The organism is Desulfopila sp. IMCC35006, from assembly GCF_005116645.1.
Lineage (GTDB): Bacteria > Desulfobacterota > Desulfobulbia > Desulfobulbales > Desulfocapsaceae > Desulforhopalus_A.
Genome location: NZ_SWCM01000011.1, coordinates 23,399 through 44,854, shown reverse-complemented (window position 1 = coordinate 44,854; position 21,456 = coordinate 23,399). Strand labels below are relative to the sequence as shown.

16 protein-coding genes are annotated in these 21,456 nt (G+C 47.7%); 11 read left to right on the top strand and 5 right to left on the bottom strand.

Features of this window, described 5'->3' with window-relative positions; translation table 11 throughout:
- Positions 1-34 precede the first annotated feature (34 nt).
- From FCL47_RS17230 to FCL47_RS17210, 5 genes are all read left to right on the top strand, one after another.
- Complete coding sequence (locus FCL47_RS17230) at positions 35-2,326, top strand: nitric-oxide reductase large subunit (RefSeq protein ID WP_136814778.1); 2,292 nt, start codon at positions 35-37, stop codon at positions 2,324-2,326.
- Positions 2,327-2,731: 405 nt separating this feature from the next.
- Positions 2,732-6,310: a pyruvate:ferredoxin (flavodoxin) oxidoreductase gene (gene nifJ / locus FCL47_RS17225; protein WP_136814777.1), complete on the top strand. Its 3,579-nt coding sequence runs from the start codon at positions 2,732-2,734 to the stop codon at positions 6,308-6,310.
- Between the two features lie 9 nt (positions 6,311-6,319).
- Positions 6,320-7,321, top strand: coding sequence for a dihydroorotate dehydrogenase-like protein (locus FCL47_RS17220; protein WP_136814776.1), 1,002 nt, complete (start codon positions 6,320-6,322; stop codon positions 7,319-7,321).
- 90 nt (positions 7,322-7,411) lie between these two features.
- Positions 7,412-8,623, top strand: coding sequence for an NAD(P)/FAD-dependent oxidoreductase (locus FCL47_RS17215; RefSeq protein WP_136814775.1), 1,212 nt, complete (start codon positions 7,412-7,414; stop codon positions 8,621-8,623).
- Positions 8,624-8,995: 372 nt separating this feature from the next.
- Positions 8,996-9,322 carry a hypothetical protein gene (locus FCL47_RS17210; RefSeq protein ID WP_136814774.1) on the top strand — a complete coding sequence of 109 codons (327 nt, stop codon included), beginning with the start codon at positions 8,996-8,998 and terminating at the stop codon, positions 9,320-9,322.
- Between the two features lie 141 nt (positions 9,323-9,463).
- On the opposite strand, the gene FCL47_RS17205 is transcribed toward FCL47_RS17210, so the two are convergent.
- The 5 genes from FCL47_RS17205 to FCL47_RS17185 all read right to left on the bottom strand — a co-directional run bounded on the left by FCL47_RS17205 (position 9,464) and on the right by FCL47_RS17185 (position 14,138).
- Complete coding sequence (locus FCL47_RS17205) at positions 9,464-9,835, bottom strand: recombinase (protein ID WP_136814773.1); 372 nt, start codon at positions 9,833-9,835, stop codon at positions 9,464-9,466.
- Positions 9,836-9,887: 52 nt separating this feature from the next.
- On the bottom strand, positions 9,888-10,484 hold the full coding sequence (locus FCL47_RS17200) for a hypothetical protein (RefSeq protein WP_136814772.1): 597 nt from the start codon (positions 10,482-10,484) through the stop codon (positions 9,888-9,890).
- A gap of 191 nt (positions 10,485-10,675) precedes the next feature.
- Complete coding sequence (locus FCL47_RS17195; RefSeq protein WP_136814771.1) at positions 10,676-12,007, bottom strand: HD domain-containing protein; 1,332 nt, start codon at positions 12,005-12,007, stop codon at positions 10,676-10,678.
- On the bottom strand, positions 12,004-13,392 hold the full coding sequence (locus FCL47_RS17190; protein WP_240744282.1) for a type IV secretory system conjugative DNA transfer family protein: 1,389 nt from the start codon (positions 13,390-13,392) through the stop codon (positions 12,004-12,006). Before FCL47_RS17190 ends, FCL47_RS17195 begins: the two co-directional genes overlap by 4 nt.
- Positions 13,389-14,138 (bottom strand): hypothetical protein, encoded by a 750-nt coding sequence (locus tag FCL47_RS17185; RefSeq protein WP_136814769.1) that lies wholly within the window; start codon positions 14,136-14,138, stop codon positions 13,389-13,391. The genes FCL47_RS17190 and FCL47_RS17185 overlap by 4 nt, the downstream gene beginning before the upstream one ends.
- A gap of 653 nt (positions 14,139-14,791) precedes the next feature.
- On the opposite strand from FCL47_RS17185, the gene FCL47_RS17180 reads away from it, so the two are divergent.
- The 6 genes from FCL47_RS17180 to FCL47_RS17155 all read left to right on the top strand — a co-directional run bounded on the left by FCL47_RS17180 (position 14,792) and on the right by FCL47_RS17155 (position 21,380).
- Positions 14,792-15,529: a hypothetical protein gene (locus FCL47_RS17180; RefSeq protein WP_136814768.1), complete on the top strand. Its 738-nt coding sequence runs from the start codon at positions 14,792-14,794 to the stop codon at positions 15,527-15,529.
- A 128-nt stretch (positions 15,530-15,657) separates the two neighbouring features.
- Complete coding sequence (locus tag FCL47_RS17175; protein ID WP_136814767.1) at positions 15,658-16,647, top strand: hypothetical protein; 990 nt, start codon at positions 15,658-15,660, stop codon at positions 16,645-16,647.
- A 26-nt stretch (positions 16,648-16,673) separates the two neighbouring features.
- Positions 16,674-17,081: a single-stranded DNA-binding protein gene (locus FCL47_RS17170; RefSeq protein ID WP_136814766.1), complete on the top strand. Its 408-nt coding sequence runs from the start codon at positions 16,674-16,676 to the stop codon at positions 17,079-17,081.
- Positions 17,082-17,274: 193 nt separating this feature from the next.
- A complete protein-coding gene (locus FCL47_RS17165; RefSeq protein ID WP_136814765.1) occupies positions 17,275-18,306 on the top strand; it encodes a DUF6094 domain-containing protein in 1,032 nt (343 codons plus the stop codon).
- Positions 18,307-18,497: 191 nt separating this feature from the next.
- Positions 18,498-18,950 (top strand): hypothetical protein, encoded by a 453-nt coding sequence (locus tag FCL47_RS17160; protein ID WP_136814764.1) that lies wholly within the window; start codon positions 18,498-18,500, stop codon positions 18,948-18,950.
- Positions 18,951-19,043: 93 nt separating this feature from the next.
- On the top strand, positions 19,044-21,380 hold the full coding sequence (locus FCL47_RS17155; RefSeq protein WP_136814763.1) for a DEAD/DEAH box helicase: 2,337 nt from the start codon (positions 19,044-19,046) through the stop codon (positions 21,378-21,380).
- The last annotated feature ends 76 nt before the right edge of the window (positions 21,381-21,456 follow it).

Below are 21,456 nucleotides of genomic sequence, written 5' to 3'. Positions count from 1 at the left end.
CTGATGGCATCAACAGATGCAAGAGGAGAATGAAATGGTACACAATTCACAGGAAAACCCGTTGTCTCCCTGGTGGCGACATGCGGTAATCATCGTCATGATTTTCGGTTTCGGGGTCCTCAGTATCCTGACCGTTCTAACCTACAACAACGCGCCGCCCATCCCCCAAAATGTTGTTGATGAAAAAGGCACAGTCTTATTTACCAAACAGAACATTGAAGCAGGACAGGATGTGTTTTTAAAATATGCCCTCATGGAGCACGGCAGCCTATGGGGACACGGGGCATATCTGGGACCAGATTACACAGCCGACCATCTGCATAGGGAAGCTCTGATTGTTCAAGATGTCATAGCGCGAAACAATTTCGGCAATTCTTATAACAATATTACATCGGAACAAAAGGCGTTCGTCTCACAGGAATTGGTAACCGAGTTGAAGACAAACCGCTACGATGCTGCCACAGGTAATCTTACTTTCTTTCCCGGTGAAGTAATCGCCTACCAAGAGCTGTTCACCTATTGGACTGATTTTTTTACCAAAGAAAAAAGTGCGCCGGGGCTTCCTCCTAATTATATCAGCAATCCGGGGGAATTAAAGGATCTAACCGCCTACTTTACCTGGGCGACCTGGGCTACCGTGACAAATCGACCAAATAAGGACTACACCTATACCAATAACTGGCCCTACGAGCCACTCGTCGATAATCATCCTTCCAGCGAGGCCTATATCTGGAGTGCCCTCAGTTTTGTAACACTCCTTGGCGGGCTCGGTCTGGTATTGCTCTTCTTTGGCAAATTTAGCTTTCTGGGGTGGGAAGGGGGAAAAGACGATTTTAAACTTTTGCCGCCACCGCCTCGTTCGTGGACACTCACCCCCAGCCAGTGGGGAACGGGCAAGTACTTTCTTATTGTGGCTCTCTTATTCCTGCTCCAGACCTTAGTCGGCGGCGGTCTGGCTCATTACCGGGTGGAACCGTACGGCTTTTATGGCTTACATTTTATACTCAATTTATTCCCTTATAATCTCCTGAGAACTTTTCACCTGCAACTGGTCATATTCTGGATAGCCACCGCGTGGGTCGCAGGAGGGTTGTTCCTCGCCCCATGGGTTGGCGGGCAAGAGCCCAAAGGACAGAAGCTCGGCGTTAACGTGCTTTTTGTCGGCCTTTTGGTAGTGGTGCTCGGCAGCCTTGGAGGCGAGTGGCTTGGTATCAATGATAAACTGGGTCCACTGTGGTTCTGGCTGGGCAGCCAAGGTTCCGAGTATCTTGACCTGGGGCGTTTCTGGCAAATTCTTCTTGCGGCTGCGCTGATCTTCTGGCTCTTTCTCATGTTCAGAGCTCTTCGCCCGGCTATTGCCAAGGAGGGGAAATCGGACCTTTCTGCGCTTTTTCTCTATGCAGCAGTAGCCATTCCTCTGTTCTATGTTCCCGCCCTTTTCTATGGACCACATAGTAATTTTGCCGTCATCGATAATTGGCGCTTCTGGATCATCCATCTCTGGGTCGAGGGATTCTTTGAACTTTTCGCCACGGTACTCGTGGCTATTATGTTCCGTTATATGGGTATTGTAAGCGCCCGCACCGCAACTCGTCTTGTCTACCTTGACGCCATTCTTTTTCTCATTGGCGGAATTGTCGGCACGGGGCACCATTGGTATTTCACTGGCCAGGGTGTATTGAACATGGGCCTTGCATCATGTTTTTCAGCTCTTGAGGTCGTTCCTCTTACCCTGCTCACCTTGGATGCTGCAGGATTCATACGGCTTCGCAAGAGAAATCAGCTGTCTGACGGCGCAGATATGGCCTCTAAACAGAAATGGGCCATCTACTTTTTCATCGCGGTTGGTGTCTGGAACTTCGTGGGAGCCGGAATTTTTGGGTTCCTCATCAATACCCCCATAGTGTCTTATTTTGAAATGGGAACAACACTGACAGCCAATCATGGCCATGCGGCTATGTTCGGCGTATTCGGTATGCTGGCCCTTGGAGTGCTGGTCTTCTGTATGCGATCTATGCAAAGCGATGCAGTGTGGGCTAGGACTGAGAACTTCGTAAAGGTTGGCTACTGGGGACTCAACATCGGTCTTGCTTTGATGGTGGTGCTTGATTTGTTCCCTGCCGGAGTTCTCCAACTTTGGGATGTACTCACAAATGGTTACTGGCATGCCCGGAGTCTTTCTTTCATCATGACGGGTACGTTTCATACCGTGGAGTGGATTCGGATTGTAGGCGATCTTGTTTTTCTTCTCTGCGGGGTTTTCCCGATTGTACTGGCTGCTGTATTGTCTTTTTTGAAGCGTGATCTCAAGCCTGCCATGGAGTAGAAACCGTATTGAAAGATGACTATCCACCCTCTCATGCTGATCTACAGCCGGAGAGGAAGAGAAAGGTTCGGCAATTTCTGAAATGCAAAACAGAAACGGGCCTTTCTTCTAAGACAAAATTGGCCAACGCCTTGTTTTCGCCTGTGAAGCCTTCATAAGTAAAAACAAAAAGCAGCATCTTATAGTACCATGATTAAATTAGATTATTGACTTCAATTTATATCAGAAAGCTTGATCCTAATGAGCTTTGATCTGGTGGAGGATGGACTGGAAATCACATGGAGTTCTGACTTGAATAGCATAACACATGCATTGGTTATGAACTAAAAGTTGTTAAAACCTGCAAATGAAATTTATTTCCCCAAAATGAGCCTGTAAACCGAAATTGCCCTAAGGAGGATTGCCATGGCCGAACGACGCAAAATCACTGTCGATGGAAATGAGGCTGCGGTGTCTATCGCCCATCGCTTAAGCGAGGTGATCTGTATCTACCCCATTACACCTTCCTCCCCGATGGGGGAATTTGCAGACGAATGGTCTGCATGCAAGAAACCAAACATTTGGGGGACTGTCCCCCAGGTCACCGAGATGCAGTCTGAGGCAGGGGCGATTGGTGCTGCCCACGGCGTTCTTCAGACTGGGGCACTCACCACTACATTTACGTCGTCCCAAGGCCTCCTCCTTATGCTTCCCAATATGTACAAGATTGCAGGGGAGCTTACCTCTTACACGATGCATGTGGCTGCCAGAGCCCTGGCCACTCATGCGTTGTCAATTTTTGGTGATCACTCCGACGTGATGGCGTGTCGGCAAACCGGCTTCGCCATGCTGGCATCAGGATCGGTTCAGGAGACCCACGACCTGGCCATTATAGCCCATACCGCGAGTCTTCAGTCACGGGTGCCCTTTCTCCACTTTTTCGATGGATTCCGCACATCTCACGAAGTGGCCAAAATCGATGAACTTATCGACCAGGATCTACTGGCCATGATCGATTACGACACGATTACGGCCCACAGAAAACGTGCGCTAACTCCGGACCATCCGCTCATCCGGGGTACCGCCGAGAATCCTGACACGTTTTTTCAGTCCAGGGAGGCCTCGAACCTCTTTTACATGGCATGCCCTGAAATCGTACGTCAAATCATGGACCAGTTCGCTGAGCTCACTGGACGAAAATATCAACTCTTCGACTATGTGGGCCACCACGATGCAGAGCTGGTCATTATCCTCATGGGCTCTGGAGCCGAAGTAGCTCAAGAGACCGTCGAGTGGATGGTGAATCAGGGTGAAAAGGTGGGTCTTGTGAAGGTGCGACTCTACAGGCCTTTCTCTGTCAAGGAATTCGTGGCTTCACTGCCTCGGACCGTAAAGAGACTGGCAGTACTCGACCGCACCAAGGAGCCGGGATCTGTAGGAGAGCCCCTTTACCTTGATGTTGTCAGTGCACTCAGGGAAGCAAGACATCAGGACACATTTCCCATACAGGAGCCCGATGTGATCGGAGGCCGATACGGCCTTTCTTCCAAAGAGTTCAACCCTGCCATGGTGAAAGGCGTTTTTGACGAACTCAAAAAAGATAATCCCAAAAATCATTTTACTGTGGGCATCATAGACGATGTGACTCATACCTCACTCGACTATGACCTGGATTTCGACATCGAGCCTGACGATGTGGTGCGAGGGGTCTTCTTCGGCCTGGGTGCCGACGGGACCGTTGGGGCCAACAAGAATTCAATCAAGATTATCGGAGAGGAGACTCCCAACTATGCCCAGGGCTATTTTGTCTATGACTCCAAGAAGTCAGGAGGAGTAACTATCTCTCATCTGCGCTTCGGACCGCGTATCATTCGCTCAAGTTACCTTATCAAGCAAGCCAGCTTTGTAGCTTGTCACCAGTTCATGTTTTTAGACAAATACGACATCCTTGATTACGCGGCTCCCAATGCCGTATTTCTTTTAAACTCGCAGCATGGGCCTCAAGAGGTGTGGGACCACCTACCCCGTGAGGTACAGGAACAGATCATCGAAAAGAGCCTTGTTTTCTACGTGATAGATGCCTACAAGGTGGCCCAGGATACTGGAATGGGGGCGCGCATCAACACCATTATGCAGACCTGTTTTTTTGCAATTTCGGGGGTGCTTGAAAGAGAAGAAGCCATTGCCAAGATTAAAGGAGCTATCGAAAAGACATATGGCAAAAAAGGCCATGAAGTGGTCCGGAAGAATTTCGAAGCAGTAAATGAAACACTGGCCAATCTGCATCAAGTCAAAGTGCCGAGCCAGGTTACGTCCATCCGCACTTGCCCGCCTACGGTTTCTCCAAAAGCACCGGAGTTTGTTAAACGCGTTGAGGCTGTGATGATGGCAGGCAAGGGAGACTCCTTGCCTGTGAGTGCCTTACCCGTAGGTGGTACCTGGCCTATGGGAACAACTCAGTGGGAAAAACGAAATATCGCTCGGGAGATTCCCGCCTGGGATCCTGCCGTTTGCATTCAATGCGCCAAGTGCTCATTCGTCTGTCCCCATGCCGCTATACGTACCAAGGTATATGGGCCAGAGCAACTTGAGGCAGCACCGCCTGCCTTCAAGTCCGTTGATGCGAAAGGCAAAGAGTACATGGGAAAGAAGTTTACAGTTCAGGTGGCACCGGAAGACTGTACGGGATGCCGGTTGTGCGTGATGACCTGCCCGGGGATAAACAAGTCGAAACCGAGGTTCAAGGCGATAAACATGGAACCGCAGCTTTCTCTCAGGGAGCAGGAACAGGCCAATTGGGCCTTTTTCCTCGATCTACCCGAGGCTGAACGTACGCAAATGAAAATGAACGTCAAAAACTCTCAGCTCCTGAGTCCTCTTTTTGAGTTTTCTGGCTGTTGTGCAGGATGTGGCGAGACCCAGTATATAAAACTTCTGACACAACTTTTTGGCGACCGGAGTCTTATCGCAAACGCTACGGGGTGCTCGTCCATTTACGGGGGGAATCTCCCCACTACTCCTTTTAATACGAATAAAGAGGGCCGAGGGCCTGCTTGGTCTAACTCTCTCTTTGAGGATAATGCCGAGTTCGGGTTTGGAATGCGTCTAGCCCTCGACAAGCATATTGAACAGGGTCAGGAACTCCTCAAAGGGCTGGCTACCCAAGTTGGGAAAAATCTTGCCAGCAGCATTTTAGAAGATGACCAGTCCACTGAGGCAAATATTAAGATCCAACGGGAACGAGTGGCAAGTCTCAAGGAGAGGCTTGCGAGCATCAAGGATTCGGCGGCACGCAGGCTCGAGCTGCTCGCGGATTACTTTGTCAAAAAGAATGTCTGGATTGTGGGGGGCGACGGGTGGGCCTATGACATCGGCTACGGTGGCCTTGACCATGTTCTGGCCATGGGTCGCAACGTTAACATCCTGGTACTCGACACTGAGGTCTATTCTAACACCGGAGGCCAGCAGTCGAAGGCCACATCGATGGGGGCTGTCGCCAAATTCGCTTCTTCCGGAAAGACTATCGCCAAAAAGGACCTTGGTCTCATGGCAATGAGCTATGAAAACGTATATGTGGCTCGGGTAGCCTTTGGTGCCAACGATCAGCACACTGTGAAGGCTTTCCTTGAGGCAGAATCTTACCCAGGCACCTCCCTCATCATTGCCTACTCCCCTTGTATTGCCCACGGCTATGATCTGGCCTATGGTGGCAAACAACAAAAGCTGGCAGTTGATTCAGGCTACTGGCCCATTTACCGTTTCGACCCACGGCGGACTGACCAGAACCTGAATCCTTTCCAGCTTGACTCCGGTGCTCCAAAGGTACCGCTGGCCGATTACATGTACAACGAATCCCGCTTTCGGATGCTCCAAAAACTTGACCCCGAGCGGGCCAGTGCGCTTTTAGCCAAAGCCCAGAAAGAAGCGAAACGTCATTTCGCCCTTTACGAGCAACTTAGTCAACTTAAGGAAGGCGGTTCGTCTTCCGAAACCCCCGATAAATGAGGAGTCATCATGGACCTTTCCACAAGTTATTTAGGACTAAAGTTGCCTCACCCTCTCATGCCGGGAGCGTCTCCCTTGGTAAAAAATCTCGACACTGTCCGGCGTCTTGAGGATGCAGGGGCTGCTGCCATCGTACTCCATTCTCTGTTTGAAGAGCAAATCATCAGTGAACAGTTTAGAGAGGAGCAAGATGTGGAGGTGCCAGAAGAATCCTTCGCCGAAGCAATAACTTACCATCCCCGCAGGAATGAATACAGGGCCATTGGATCCGAGTACTACTTAGAGCGAGTCCGAAAGATCAAGGAAATCGTCAGCGTTCCGGTAATTGCTTCACTCAACGGGATCTCGATTGGAACTTGGATCGAGTATGCCGCCAAATGTGAACAGGCAGGGGCTGATGCCCTTGAACTCAATGTCTACTTTATGGCAACTGACGCTGAAGAGAGCAGCGAGACCATAGAACACCGTGTGGTGGAAGTGGTGAAGGCGGTAAAGAGCACCGTTACAATTCCTGTGGCCATAAAACTCTCACCGTTTTTCTCCTCGCTTCCCAACTTGACAAAACGCATCGAGGAGGCCGGGGCAGACGGAATATTACTCTTCAACCGCTTCTACCAGCCGGATATTGACGTGGAGAAGCTTGAGGGAGTACCGAATCTACGCCTTTCAGATTCGAGCGAACTCCTCCTGCGGCTTCGCTGGATCGCAATCCTATCCGGCAAGGTGGGGCTCTCTCTCGGTTGCACCGGTGGCGTGCATACGGCCATAGACGCCCTAAAAATGGTGATGGCCGGTGCCCATGGTGTGCAAATGGTCTCAGCCCTGCTTAAAAACGGACCTGATTACTTGCGTCAAGTACTGGATGAGATGACCTCCTGGATGGAGCAACACGACTACGAGTCGATCGAGCAGATGAGGGGCAGCATGAGCCTTCTCAACTGTCCCGACCCGGCGGCTTTTACGCGGGAGAATTATATGCGTATCCTCCAAGGTGGAACCAAATACGTATGATTTAATTGAGCCAATTCCGCGCCCTTGGTAAGACTGAAGTAATTTCTGAAAATGTCGCCACAGGCAGCATGTAAGTGGGAGACGATTTGTATGGAAACCAAGAAGAAGCATATTGTGGTCATCGGCGCCGGATACGGCGGAATTACGGCTGTTTTGAGGCTAGCAAAGCAGTTTTCCAGACAATCGGAGATTCAAGTTCATCTGGTCGACAAAAACAACTACCATTTACTTAAGACCCAACTGCACGAAGCCGCTACTGGAAAAAAACAGGTCGCTATCCCAATAGACCGCCTGCTTCGGCGTTATAATATTGTTTTTCATCTCGACGAAGTCACTGGTATTGAGCCTGACAGGAAGTTTATTCATACAGAGCATGGGCAACTGCATTTTGATATTCTGGTGCTGGCACTTGGGAGCCAGACCAACTTCTATGGCATTCCCGGTCTCTCGGAGCATGCATTCACCCTCCAATCCCTGAGAGATGTACAGGGCATTCACGACCACATCTCCAAACACTGTGCGCTTGCTGCTTCGGAGCCGAATGAGCAGAATCGTAAAGCAATATTGCGATTTGTCATTGGAGGAGGTGGATTATCCGGAGTGGAGCTCGCTGCCGAGATTGCCGACCTCAGCGCCCGTTGTACCCGTAGCCACCGGGTAAACTCAGCCGAGGCGGAGATCATTATAATTGAGGCAGGCACTAGCCTCTTACCACATCTGGGAGAATCACTCTCTGAAAGGGTCAAAAGAGAGCTATCGGAAAAAGGAGTTACTATTATGACAGATACCAAAATCATCTCCTTATCCGTAGATGCAGTCACGCTGTCTTCGGGAAAAACTCTAATGACAAAGACATTGGTCTGGACCGGAGGTATTCAAATTACGGACATGTTTAAAGAGAGCCAGATCAAGACTGGTGGTTTGGGTCGGATACTGGTCGACGAATATCTTCGCGCAGTGGATTATCCTTTTATTTATGCCGTTGGTGATAATGCTCTGGCAATCAATCCCATTACCGGCAAACCCGTTCCGACCAGTGCTCAATTTGCATTGCAGGAGGGAAAGCTGGTCGCCGATAATATTCATGCAACTACAGTCGGTACAAAGTGCAAGCCTTATGCCCCCTCGGCCATGGGAGAAGTCGTCGGGTTGGGCAGGCATTTGGCGGCTGGCTGGCTGGCGCTTCCCTTTAAGAAGAAGCTCTCTTTTGCAGGATACATGGCGAGCCTGATCGGGACGGCTATACAGGAGAAGCACATCTTTCAATTACGAAAACTGAGTCGAAACTGGACCATGAGGTAATAACTGTTTTCCATTCGGCATATCAACCGACATGTATATATTTCCTGGCCGATTACCACAATTTTATCAGAGCACTTTGTTATTTTTAGAAATCTAAAATTATTTCCAGTCACCTTATAGGCTGCAGTCACCATCATTTCCGAGTGCCTCCGCCCGGTTTTGCATGCTCTTCAGCCAGCCTTAAATTAACAGGGAAGAAAAGTCAGGTGGAGATTCAGTGGTGAGGGGCACAGGAAAAAATGGGATTCCATAGGTGATTTTGGTGGGATCGTTCTGTCACTTTATAAGGCTTTGAAGTATGTTATGGCTGATCCTACGGAATGCCTTTGGCCATATTGAGACTTGAACAAAGAATTATTAACGGCGATACTTATGTGGGTTATTGATATTCGACACTGGCTCAATGATGAACAAACAGGGCCAGGTGCACCTCAGTTAAGATTAAAGGTCGCGAAATTGGCCGAGATTATCACCTATGCCACTGCTCGAAACCGTGACCTTGTGAGCGGGGCCCCCCCCAAATGCTGGCGACGCCCAAACCACAAACCATGCACTGGCAGGTTGAAGGTCCATTCTACTGAGGATGATCGGATTCACTGGATTTGCCCGACATGCGGCGATGATGGCATTATTGACGGCTGGCGTGGTCTTATCTGGGATGTCAGCGTCTATGGCGATGGAGGTCGTGTTGTGCATTGAAATTAACGATTGCCCCGATTGTCAGATCCCGGAAAATCCTCATTGAAAATCCACAATAGCAGTTTAAATATAAGTTCGGTTCGGCACGGGTCAGGATGAGAGACCGGTAACCATCATGACACCCAGTCTCCCATCACACAGTCACTTTGTCGAGAGTTCATCTTTCTTTCTGTTGGTAACTTGCCGCATCTCCTGTAGCTCCTGAGGCACATAATACTTGAACCTGACCTGCTTGCTCAACTGACCAGTGAACTCAGAGAAGGCCATGGTTATCTTCCGCGCCTCATCCATGAGCTCAGCCCCTGCTTCATGGGAAATCCCTCCTGGCTCTCCCAACTGCCCCTTGAAATGAGCATACGCCTGGTCGAATTGCCGCAGAACATTGAACATTATGCTGCCCAATGGTGAGTTGATTTTCATGACTCTTGAGCCACGCTCCTTGATCATGGAGATTTTTTTCTCCAAAATCTCTTCCTTAGTTAATCTCCTTTTTTCATGCGACGTTTCCTTCATTTTTTTCTCCAATTTACTCTCCCTGTATATTGATAGATTTGATTAATTGATTTTAAGATTTACCAGTAATCCTGGCATGGTTGCGTCTGATTTTACTTCTCCGCCACATATCCATTAAAAAGACAGACCCGTAAGGAAAAATGGCGGCTACCAGGACAAATAGAGAACAACGAGTGGCTATCGGCATGATATTGGGAAGCATAGTCATATAGCCATAATAGATTGCCTCGGCATTTTTGCTTGAATATTGAGCAAGTTGCCAGACCCTTTCCGGGGTGCTCAAGCCGGTAAGCAAGGTATAGAAAACATAAATGATGAAACTTTTCACCACCAGCACGAGCATCCTGCCGGTGAAAAATGCATTGATGGCCTTGCGGGTAACAACACCAACAAAATATTGACTGATATAGGCGCAAAGGAAGGTGTTGGCGATGACCGGCAGAAAAGGAAAAGAGCCGAACATGGTTTTTAAAAACAAACATGGTGATTTCAAGACAAAGGGTACCAGATAAAATTCAACCGCTGGCAGAAGCAAGAGCAAAAAGAGTCCTTCTGTCAGACCACTTTTAGCCCCGACACCGAAAAAGCCCAGAGAATTTTCCAGAGTCAAAAACTCTGCGGGTAATGCTTTACCCAATTTTTCAGCCATGCAATAATGCTGAATATCCGAGATTACATTAATAATGCTCCTCGGCTTTACATATTGACGGCTGTCTGTATTGATAAATGTGGCATTCGGGCTATATGAGCCGCCTCTACCACCACTGCTGCTGCCGCTATTACTACTGCCGGAACTACCGCCCTTATAGCCACTAAAGCCACTACTGTTTATGCTGTTGCTCATGCCTGTTTATCTCCGTGAACTGATTCAACAGATACCAGGTCCAGGAGGATACCGGATTTAGCATCTTCCATAGCGGCAATAGAATCAAAAGCCTCAGCATGACAAGGCGTGTAGTAGCCGTTCATGGTTCCACCTGATTTCATGGTTACGGTGTAATATGCCCCAAAATAATTGTCATGCAAAAGGCCACCGGCGATGACATTCTCCTGTCGAAGTTGATGGACGATGGACAACAATATCTCCCGCATTTCTTTATCTTCCATAGAGACTACTTCCAGCACTCCCGCTTTTTCCGCCTGTTTCTTGGCAATCACCTCCAGTATCTTTGGCATAAAATAGACAACACCATTCGGCATGGAAAATGCCTGGAACCTTCGCCCCTCTAATTTATTGATATAGGGCCGCATGTCTTTCAGTAATTCATGGGTGTTAAGCCAAGACAAGTTGATGAGCTTTGGGGCTGCCATCTTCTTTTTTGTCTCTGGTTTTTCATCAAAGATGCCGTCTTGCGCCTTTGCTTCGTTGTGCCACCCAGGAGGCTTTTCTAATGGTTGAAGTTGCTCCTGTGCCTGCTCTAACTCTTGTTGTCGTGCAAGTTGATCTGCCCGTTTCAAAGTCTTGCCAAGTAGCTCTTGAGGCTGTTTGTGGTGGAATTTTACGGCCTGCAAGATTTGCTCTTTTTGGTGAAGTTCACTGAACGATTGAAGACCGACCAGAATCCGACCAGCGGCTAAGGGATGTTCGCCCAGGCTGTACAAATGCCCCCGGATGGATGGCAGTTTCCCCAGATCATGGGACAAGGCAGCAATGATGGTGTCCGGCATAAGATAGCCGGTATCAGATTCCTGCAGCAGCCGGATAACCTGTTCAGCCACATTCAGGGAATGGTTGATCAGGTTTGTTTGACCAAGCAGGGTATAGGTGTTGGAATCCCAGGTGGCTTCTACATCACGACTGACATTGACAACAGATGGACACCCACCTTCCGTGTCCAGCAACAACAAAAGATCACGGCAAACTGCCTGTTGCTGGACAGCATGGCGTAATGGTTGAATATGTTTGTGGTAGAATTCCTGTATCCGTGCATTCTGAAATTCGATGATTACTTCTTCGATAGCTTCCAATACAGGCTCATCCCGCCAGAGTGGTGCCAGATCAGCTATATTGACCTCTCCGTTTTTAATCCACAACTGAGATAATTTTTGTATCAGCACTTCCTTTTTGACTACATCAGATTTTTTCTCTGACCTGACGAAAAGCAGCCATATTGTTCCAACAAAGAACAAAATTCCCAGGCCAAGGCTGATATTGATCTGGACAGCAGTCATCCGTCCCCCCTCCCCTCTTCGCCTGATAGTTCTTCCTGATAATCGTCCCATTGTGGCCTGATTTCGGGAAAGATCACCTTGAGATTAGCCAAGGGAACATCCGCTGTGATTCCCCGATAAATTCCTGAATAGGTAGTCATGAAGAACTGACGGGGAGCCAGGTTCAACACTTCGGTGTGCTTAACCCGTACATCCTCGGTCTCTCTGATAGCCAGCCCACCACCCACAGAGATAACTGGACTAAAGACCCGTTTTTCTCCAAGATGGTCTGAGATATAGGTGGCGGTCTTGGCATCCGGCACCCGCATAAACAATTTGGTATTGCAGTTATCCAGGATAGTATTGGCTCGATCCTGGCCAATCTCGGCATAGAGTTGGCTCACGGACTGGCAATAGCCGTGGATAAAAACACCTGCGCCGCCGGCCTTGGCAAAGAGCTCCTCAATCCCGTCATAGAGAACAGATTGGGCCTCGTCGATATGTAGGGCCAGAGACGGAAATATCTTTTTATCACTAGAGTACCTGCGACCGACAAAAGCCTGAATATTAGAAACAATGACCTTCCCAGCGGTATAAGCCGCCCGTTTGGTGAGCAAAGAGCCCAGTTGGACAATCAGGATAACGCCTTTGTCTTGCTCCAGGCGGCTAATGAAACGGTTCTCGTTGGCCTGGCCAAGAATCTGTCCGACATTGCCACTGGTTAATTCTGTCAGTGCCACACGCAGCGAAGAGGCAACCTTGGAATGGTAATCGGCTGTCGAAGCGATGATCCTTCGTAAATTCAGAGCAAGCTGCCTGGCCTGTGGGGTGTCAATACCTTCGATTTTTTCTTTGAGCTTCTCCAGATCAGCATGACTGATATTGTTTTTGACATCGTTGAGATTGAAATCCGGTTTTCTCTTATTGGCTTCAGCCAGCAAGATAAGGGCTTGTATCACCACCAGGCTGATTTCGTAGGCAACCGAGAAGAAATAAGGCTCCCTGCCTACCGCAACACCGGCAGTAATATGGGCCACAATTTCCTCGACCATATAGTAATGCGAGAGTGGATTAAAAACTGCACTGTATTGGGGAAAGACCGGGGTAAGCAGTATTAAATCCTTCTGCCTGCCGGTATTGTAAGCCACCTGTACTATTTTGGAGAAAAGTTCGTTGTCACCCTTGGGGTCGATGACTACCACCGAATACCCCTTGCGAATGTCCTGCTCGATGATTCCTTCCATTGTGCGGGTCTTTCCCACCCTGGTTGTCCCGAAGCACCAGAAATGCCCTTTGCGGTCATTATCAGGGAAGCCAAGCGGTATTATCTTGTCTGGATGGTCCAGGTGAAAGCCATCGCCTATCTGGGTATACGGCTCTTTGGGTTGTTTTTTTCTCCAGATCAAGATTTATTACCCACTGCGATCTTTTCTACCGTAACCTGAATATGCTCATGCAATTCCCTGGATACAGTCAAGATTACCTGTTTTGGTAAACACCCGCTGGCTTCAACAAAACTCTTATGGCCGACATACCGTTTGGCGCAATACAGAGTTATCTCTGTGGCAGTGCCAAGCTGCTCTCTAAGCAAAGCAGTCACCAGATTCTTTGAAACACGATCAACCACCACCTTGACCCGTGTGATCCCGCGCATTTTTACAGAGTCAACCCGTCGCAGATGAAATGCTCGTCTTTGGCCAACGGCCAACGTATTCCGTTCATGCACCCCAACACGATTCAATGGACACTCGGCAATGATTGCCAGGCCTTTTTCAATCTCAATCTCCACCAGGAAACCATCAGTGCTTTTACGGATAATATCCCCCCATCGCAGCTCATGTTCCAATTGTTTATAACGAGTCACTTCATTCAGGCAGGCAATCTTGGTAAAATTCCGGTCAAGTGCCCTCTGGATAGTGTTCCAGCCCCGCACGGAGACAAAATCAAGTTGATTTTGCAAAGGAATACCTGACTGCTTGGCATAGTGCAGTGCCTGCAGGTAGTCGTCAGCAAACAGGACAACCGTACCTGTCCCATACCAGCGAGACAGCATAGTGGAAAAGGTCCTCTCGATCTCGGCCACAACCTGACCTCGGCTGAGGCCATATTTATCGACGAAGGAATTGATGATTTCGTTATATTGGGTCTGCATATTTGCCGGCTGTTATTTTTCTCTCCTATTATCTCTTTCCGGCCATGTATGCTTTTTTGAGGAATTATTTTCATTTTTCTTCAGTTTTTATGTGAAAAAAGTGAAATTTTCTGCAGATTTTAACGTGAAAAATTATTTTCTTGATTTCTTTCAACAAAGGATTTTTATTTGGAATATAATTCCACTTAATTTAATTAAGTAATCCCTTCCGGGAAAATAACTGAGGCTTCATGGTATATTTTTTATGATATATTTCGATGAATGACCCAGTGATTTTTGTACCAGCTATATGATTTCTGCAAGAAAAGTTTAAGCACATTTGTGCACCTCTTTTTTGAATGATTTTGGATATGGCCTCCCCCTGACAAGACGACAATTATTCTGATTTCATCGTCCTCTTCGTCAACTTTCCCAACCCCCTTTTTTTCATCAACAAGACAAATCCGTCCGGACAAATCCCATACAGGAAAAGTTTAATCGCATTTGCGAACCTCTTTTTTGTAGATAAATCCGGTTGATTTCTTTTGTCGTTGATTCACCGCAGCACATAGCAATAGAGCAACACTCCAACCCCATCAACGGGAGAAAAACAACTCTCCCTCCGGGGCATAGTTGTCTTCTCCCACAATCCACAAGATTAAAGGAGAACAACCATGTCAACACTCACAGTAAAAATTAACGAAATCAACGAATTGATCAGAAGTTTTGGCCGTCCTGCTGTGCAGGAAATTAAAATGAAGGACAGGGACGGAAAGGTGATTGGTCAAATTCGCTATGGCTATAGACCGCAATATGTATTTGACGCAGTCAATCAAATCATAGGACCGGAAAACTGGCGTTATGAACTGGTTAAGGAAGAGATTTTTGACAATCAGGTTGTCGCAGAGGTGACGTTATTTTTGAAAACCGATACCGAAGGATGGCTTTGCAAGGGATCACACAAAGGACAGATGAATATAGTGAAAGGCAATGTTGGCGATGCTCAGAAAGGGGCAATTACCGACGCACTTCAGAAATGTCTCTCCCTTTGCTCTATCGGACAAGATTCCTATCGTGGCTTACTTGAGACTGTCTACAATTCACGCAGCCCACAAGCGCCATCAAGACAATCTTTACCGAAACGCACCCCGCAATCTCAACCAATTCTTCCACCAAAAACTGAAGTGACGCAACCAACATTACCACCAACTGCTCAGTCTCAACCAGCTCTACCTCCAGAACTTACCAATTCTGCTTCCCTGCCCAAGATTGACGGTATCACGTACCAACATCAAGACAGTATTATTATAGCAATGGGCAAAGTCTTTGATAAGAAGGAGTTATTAAAAGCGGTAGGATTCAAATGGAATAAAGATCAGAAAAACTGGTACAAAGACCTGACGACCCATTAACCCATTAGACTGACTCTAACACAAGCTGTTTACATCGGTTTTACCCACCCAACGAGGGAGCAACACTCTTCCCTCAAGGGAAATCCGTGTGTTCTCCCGCAAAGTTTTCATTTTTAAGGAGGAACATCATGGATATCAAAAACACACTGCTCACAGGGTTACAAAAATTTGCAAAACAACACACCCTGACCACCCTGGGAGATCGAAGCAGCTACCTTGGCGCATCTGATATTGGATATTGCCCACGAAAAGTAATTCTTGACCGATTACATCCCGCTGAACATGACCTGGCCACATTACTTCGTTTCCAAAGAGGACACATGGCCGAGGATATTGTCGCAAACGCAATGACCGCCGCCGGTTATGTTAATTTCGACCGACAGGTTGAGGCTATTGCCAGCGGTACTACTCCCATCAGGTGCCACATCGATTTTGTGTTCAACGCACCGAAACTCAAAGCCGTACTCGAAGTCAAATCAGTTAGCGCCATTCCTGACGGGCCGTATAGCTCCTGGGAATCCCAACTGTACATGCAGATGGGGGCGTTAAAAGAACAATTTCCTGATTACACGATCAAAGGTGCAGTTCTGGCCATTGATTTAGGAAGCGGTGATATCGGATTTTTCAACGGCTACAAGCCAGATGAGAATTTATACAAAGGATTGAAAGACAGGGCGGCATCCATTTGGACAGATTATCAGTTCATGATACTCGGCCACCCAAAAAATCCACCAACCGACCCCAGCCTGCTCTGTGGATATTGTAATAACTTGACAACCTGTCCCCGATTTGCAGCCAAAGAGGTTCCTGATCTGGAAGACTTTGTCACCGAATTACGATCTTTGCAGGAACATGGCAAGGTCTTAGACAAAAAGATTGAACCCATGAAGGCCAATTTACTTTCAATAGTGAATCAAGCCGGACATGCAATCAAAGTCAACAACACCATCCTTTCTAAAGCAGTTCGCTCACGGCAACATACTGACACCGGACGCTTATCAGCATTTTTGGCGGACATGGGTCATACGATGCAAGAATTTCAAGAATCAAGCTCGTATTCATTCCTGGATATTAAAACCGCCAAGACGACAATCCCAAAAACACAAAAAGCAGCATAAACCAACAACCAAAAAAGGAGAACATCATGAACAAAGCAATGGTAATCGGCAATTTAGGCAATGACCCCGAAATGCGTTACACCCAAAAAGGTGCTGCTGTGGCAACTTTTTCTATCGCTACTACTGAAAAGTGGAAGGATGCAAACGGAGTACAACAGGAGCATACAGACTGGCACAAAATTGTTGCCTGGAAAGGACTGGCCGAAATTTGCGGAGATCACCTCAAGAAAGGCTCGAAAGTCTATATTGAGGGCAAGATGCAAACCAGAAAGTGGGAAGAGAACGGTATTACTCGTTACACCACTGAGATTATTGCCAAGAGCATGGAAATGCTTGGTGGTAAAAACTTTGATAAGGAAACTGCCTCGTCTTCGGCTGTTCATGGAAATAATGGGGATAACCCACCATCGTCGGACATGGAAGTTCCGTTTTAGTGACTTAGAAATTCTTTTCTTGCTTCTTGGGAAAGAATTTCGTGAAGGAACTTATCCCGGCTTATTTCCCGTTTACCGGGGTTAATCTGACAGAGCCGATAAAATAAGTATCACCCACCAGGGGCAAAACATCCCCTGCCGGGAGTGTCTTGCCCTTTTTTTATATTTTTTTTTAACCAAAAGGAAACAAGATATGGCACGACTCGCATCCCAAGCAAAAGCAGGATTCTATCCTACCCCGGATAGTGTTGTTTCCCTGCTTAAAACAAAAATTTCTTTTGAAAAAGACGCAAGAGCATTAGACCCTTGCTGCGGGTACGGAAACACTCTGTGCCGACTGGCAAGCCCCGACACCATAACCTATGGCGTTGAGCTTGACCACCAGCGAGCCACGAAAGCCAAATCACAGCTTTTCAAGGCAGTATGGGGTGATGCACTTACCGAGGCAAGAGTATCCGCTCAATCCTTCGGCTTGCTCTATCTCAACCCTCCCTACGATACCGCAATCAATTCAGACGACAATTCGGACAGAAGACTGGAACATCAGTTTTTACGTTCCTATATCCGGACATTGCAGATTGGTGGCATTCTCGTTTTTGTTATCCCCTATTATGTGCTGAAACATTGCGCTAGGACACTGGCCCGTAATTTCAAGCTACAGATAGTGGGGTTTCCAGATGAAGATTTTCACACTTTCAAGCAGTGCATTGTCTTTGGAGAGAAGAAAGTAGCGGTAACAGAAACAACAGCCAAAGCAACCCAGGAACACCTGGAAGAATTGGCTGGCATGCTACCTGCGGAGTTTCAAAGCGAAGTATGGCCACTGGAAACTATGGCCCCAATCGTTATTCCCAAGGCAGACAAGCCAGTAAACTTCCGTATAAATCGCCTTGACCCATTGGAAGCAATTCCAGTGATTAACAAGGCAGGGATTCTTCAAGATGTTTTGAAAGAACTTATCCCTACCAAAAACAATAATATTCGTCCATTGACTTCGCTTGCAAACGGCCACCTGGCTCTCATGCTGGCCGGAGGATACATGAACGGAGCCATTGAAAAAGATGGCCGGCAGTTGGTTATCAAAGGTGTTATCAAAAAAATCGAGACGATTGTCCAGGTTCATGAAAACGAGACCGGCGGCGGTTCGATCACCACCAAAGACCAGTACATTCCGACCGTCAAAGTCATTGACATGCAAACTGCTGAATTGATTACCGTGCAGTAGTGGCACATTCAACCCTCATCAAACCCTTACGGGAGAAACCTCCCGCACAGGGGATTTCTCCCATTTTAGTCATTACCTCAAGGAGAAATCAAATGACAACACGATACCTCATCATAAAATGTGTTGGATTCGTTTGTTATTCCAATGCCCTGATAGTAAGAAGGTCAGACCGAGAATACCAAGGCTGTTTGTTGAGCCTTATCGGTTCGCCTTCTCATGTAAAAGCCATGTCTGCGCTCATTTATGGCGGCGAGGCTGTTTGCAGGGTGTCTGGCAATAATGACGAGTCAGCTGACCTTCGTTTTTCCGGCTCAATCCGCACCTGCCGCACCCGCAAGATCGGTGAGGTAGTAAACAAGGTGCTGGTTGCAACAGGTTTAAACGAATCTTCAAATCATGCAACTGTCTTTGGTTCTGATCTGCCTACCGTGCAGGAACGAGCCTTCCGCCGTGTTGATAAAGCAACCACCATTCCACTCAAACCACAATGGCAAGAGTGGCTCTGGGAGAAAATGATATCCCCTGAAAAACTTTATAGCTTCGGCGACGAGGATTTTCAGGAAGCGTATCTGGTAAATATCCCAAGCGATGAGACCTTAGAGTTGCATGTGCTGGAAGCAATCAAGACCGGCGAGATACAGTAGCCAATCAATTGGACAACCTAACCCAAACAGGGGGAGTATATTTCCCCTCTAGGGGCCATATTCTCCTCTGTTCAACTATCAAAAGGGAGAATTATGGCAGCTATCACTGATATTGTCGAACCAGTAATTGACGGACCAAAAACCGTCAAGTTGGCCGAGTTTCTGGATGAATGGGGCGATATGCTTAAGAATCAAGTCATTCAAAACATGAACCCTGTCTATTCGCTGAAAGCGGAAGACGATTGGGATTCACAGGCCAGAGAAAAGTTACAGCAATTACTGCGGAAACCGTTTGAGTCTCAAACCAGAAAAGGCATCTTGCCAGTAGCCAGGTCTTTTTTCAAAGAAGATCACAAGGCAGCTTTCATGGTCGGTGAGATGGGAACGGGCAAAACCTTTATGGGTTTAGCCGTTGCTCATCTGATTCCTAAAACACACAAACGCATCCTTATTCAATGTCCTGGCCACCTGGTCAAGAAATGGATACGGGAAGCACAAGATACCATCCCCGGATGCAACTGCATCAACCTCAACGGGAAAAGCCTCGATCTGCTCATCGCAGGTAAGCTCACGTCAACAAAACCTGTTGGCATGGAGATTTGGGTTATGGGCAAAGAGCGGGCTAAATTGCATTTCCAGCGTATTCCCCAGCGGATTAGGGTTTTTGGAAGGCAATGTTGTCCTGAATGCGGTGGGCAAATAACAACCGATGACGATAACAACAAGTGCATATCATGCGAACATTGCAAGGCCCCGATGTGGATGGCAGATGGAACGAAAGTCCGCCGCTACGCCAAGGCCGAGTTTATGAAGCGGTTTTTTCACACCAGGAACTTTTTCGATCTACTTATACTGGACGAAGTGCATGAACTCAAGGGTGGCGGTACAGCCCAGGGTCAAGCAATGTCCTGTCTTATCGCTCGCTCAAAAAAGGTACTTGCTCTTACCGGTACTTTGATGGGCGGCTACAGCTCAAATCTTTTTTATCTGCTCTGGCGTATGTTCCCTCGTCAGATGAAGGCAGGTGGCTTTGAGTTTGGCAGGTCAATGCATTTTGCAGAACGCTACGGAGTTGTGCAACGCACCTATGACAGCAAGGATGTCAATGCAAGTCTCAATGTTGCCAGTATTGGCCGAAAGCTCGGGAAGTCACGGGTCAAGGAAGCTCCAGGAATATCACCCCTGTTACTGCCTGATCTGCTGCTTGAGCATTCGACCTTTGTACGTCTGGCCGACGTTAATGACGCATTGCCGGAATACGAAGAAATCATCGTTCCTGTAGCATTGGAACCCGACCAACAACAACCGGAATATGACCAACTCTCATATGATCTCATAAATGCCACCAGCGAAGCATTAGCTCGTGGTGATATGCGGCTTATGGGCAAAATGATTCAATCCTTGCTGGCGTATCCCGATGGATGCCGGAATGGGGAGGAAATCACCTTGGAGATTGCAGGGAGTGAGACAATAGTTGCCTCTGCACCTGGCTTGGAAATTGACCAGTTGCCCAAAGAAGAAAAGTTGCTGGAGATTATAGCAGCTGAAAAGAAACAAGGGAGAAAAGTAGCGATCTTTGTCGAACATACCGGCACACGGGACTTGCTTCCTGTATTAGAGGAAAAACTTCAGAAAAATGACATGAAGCCTCTGGTCCTTCGCAGTCAAACCGTAAAACCGGAGAATCGAGAGGATTGGCTCAAAAAGCAGGTTCAGACGGAATTGTACGATTGTCTTATTTGCAATCCCAATTTAGTAAAAACTGGACTCGATCTCCTGGAGTTTCCCACAATCATCTTTTTTCAATGTGGTTATTCCGTCTTCACTCTCAGACAAGCCAGCCGAAGGTCATGGCGTATTGGGCAAGATCAGCCGGTACGGGTATTTTTCATGGCCTATTCAAAGACCATGCAGGAAAAAGCTCTGTCGCTCATGGCACAAAAGATGGAAACATCATTAGCAGTAGAGGGCGAGTTATCAGATAAAGGGCTGGCCGCATTATCTGAATCAGAAAACAGCATGATGTACGAACTGGCAAAGGCTTTGACCGGCAAGGTTGCGGTCGAGGATATGAGTGAAGCATGGACCAGATACCGGCAGCGTGAGTTGCTGAGCAATCTGTCTATGGACGATGACCAGGATGTCACCATTACGACCACAACTACCATGAGTACTGCCTCCGGCAGTAAAGCCACGATCAGGCAAGAGTATGTTGCTCGCGGGACTGTGTATGTCAAGAAGGCCGGAGCCATCGCTTATGTCGACAACAACCGCTTCGATCTCAAGGACGGATTTGTTTTCTGGTCTGGCAGAAAGATAGGCTGGTACGACCGACAAGGTTGCGGTGCAATCAACGAAAAGCCGATTCGTATTTATAAGCCTGACCAGTGCAAGCATTTTGTCCTGGCTGAAATACGAAAAGCGGCATAACCCACTAACCCAACCCATCAAGGGGCAAGACAACCCCCTTTTTGTTTTTGGGGAAGTTTTGTTCCTTTTCGTTACG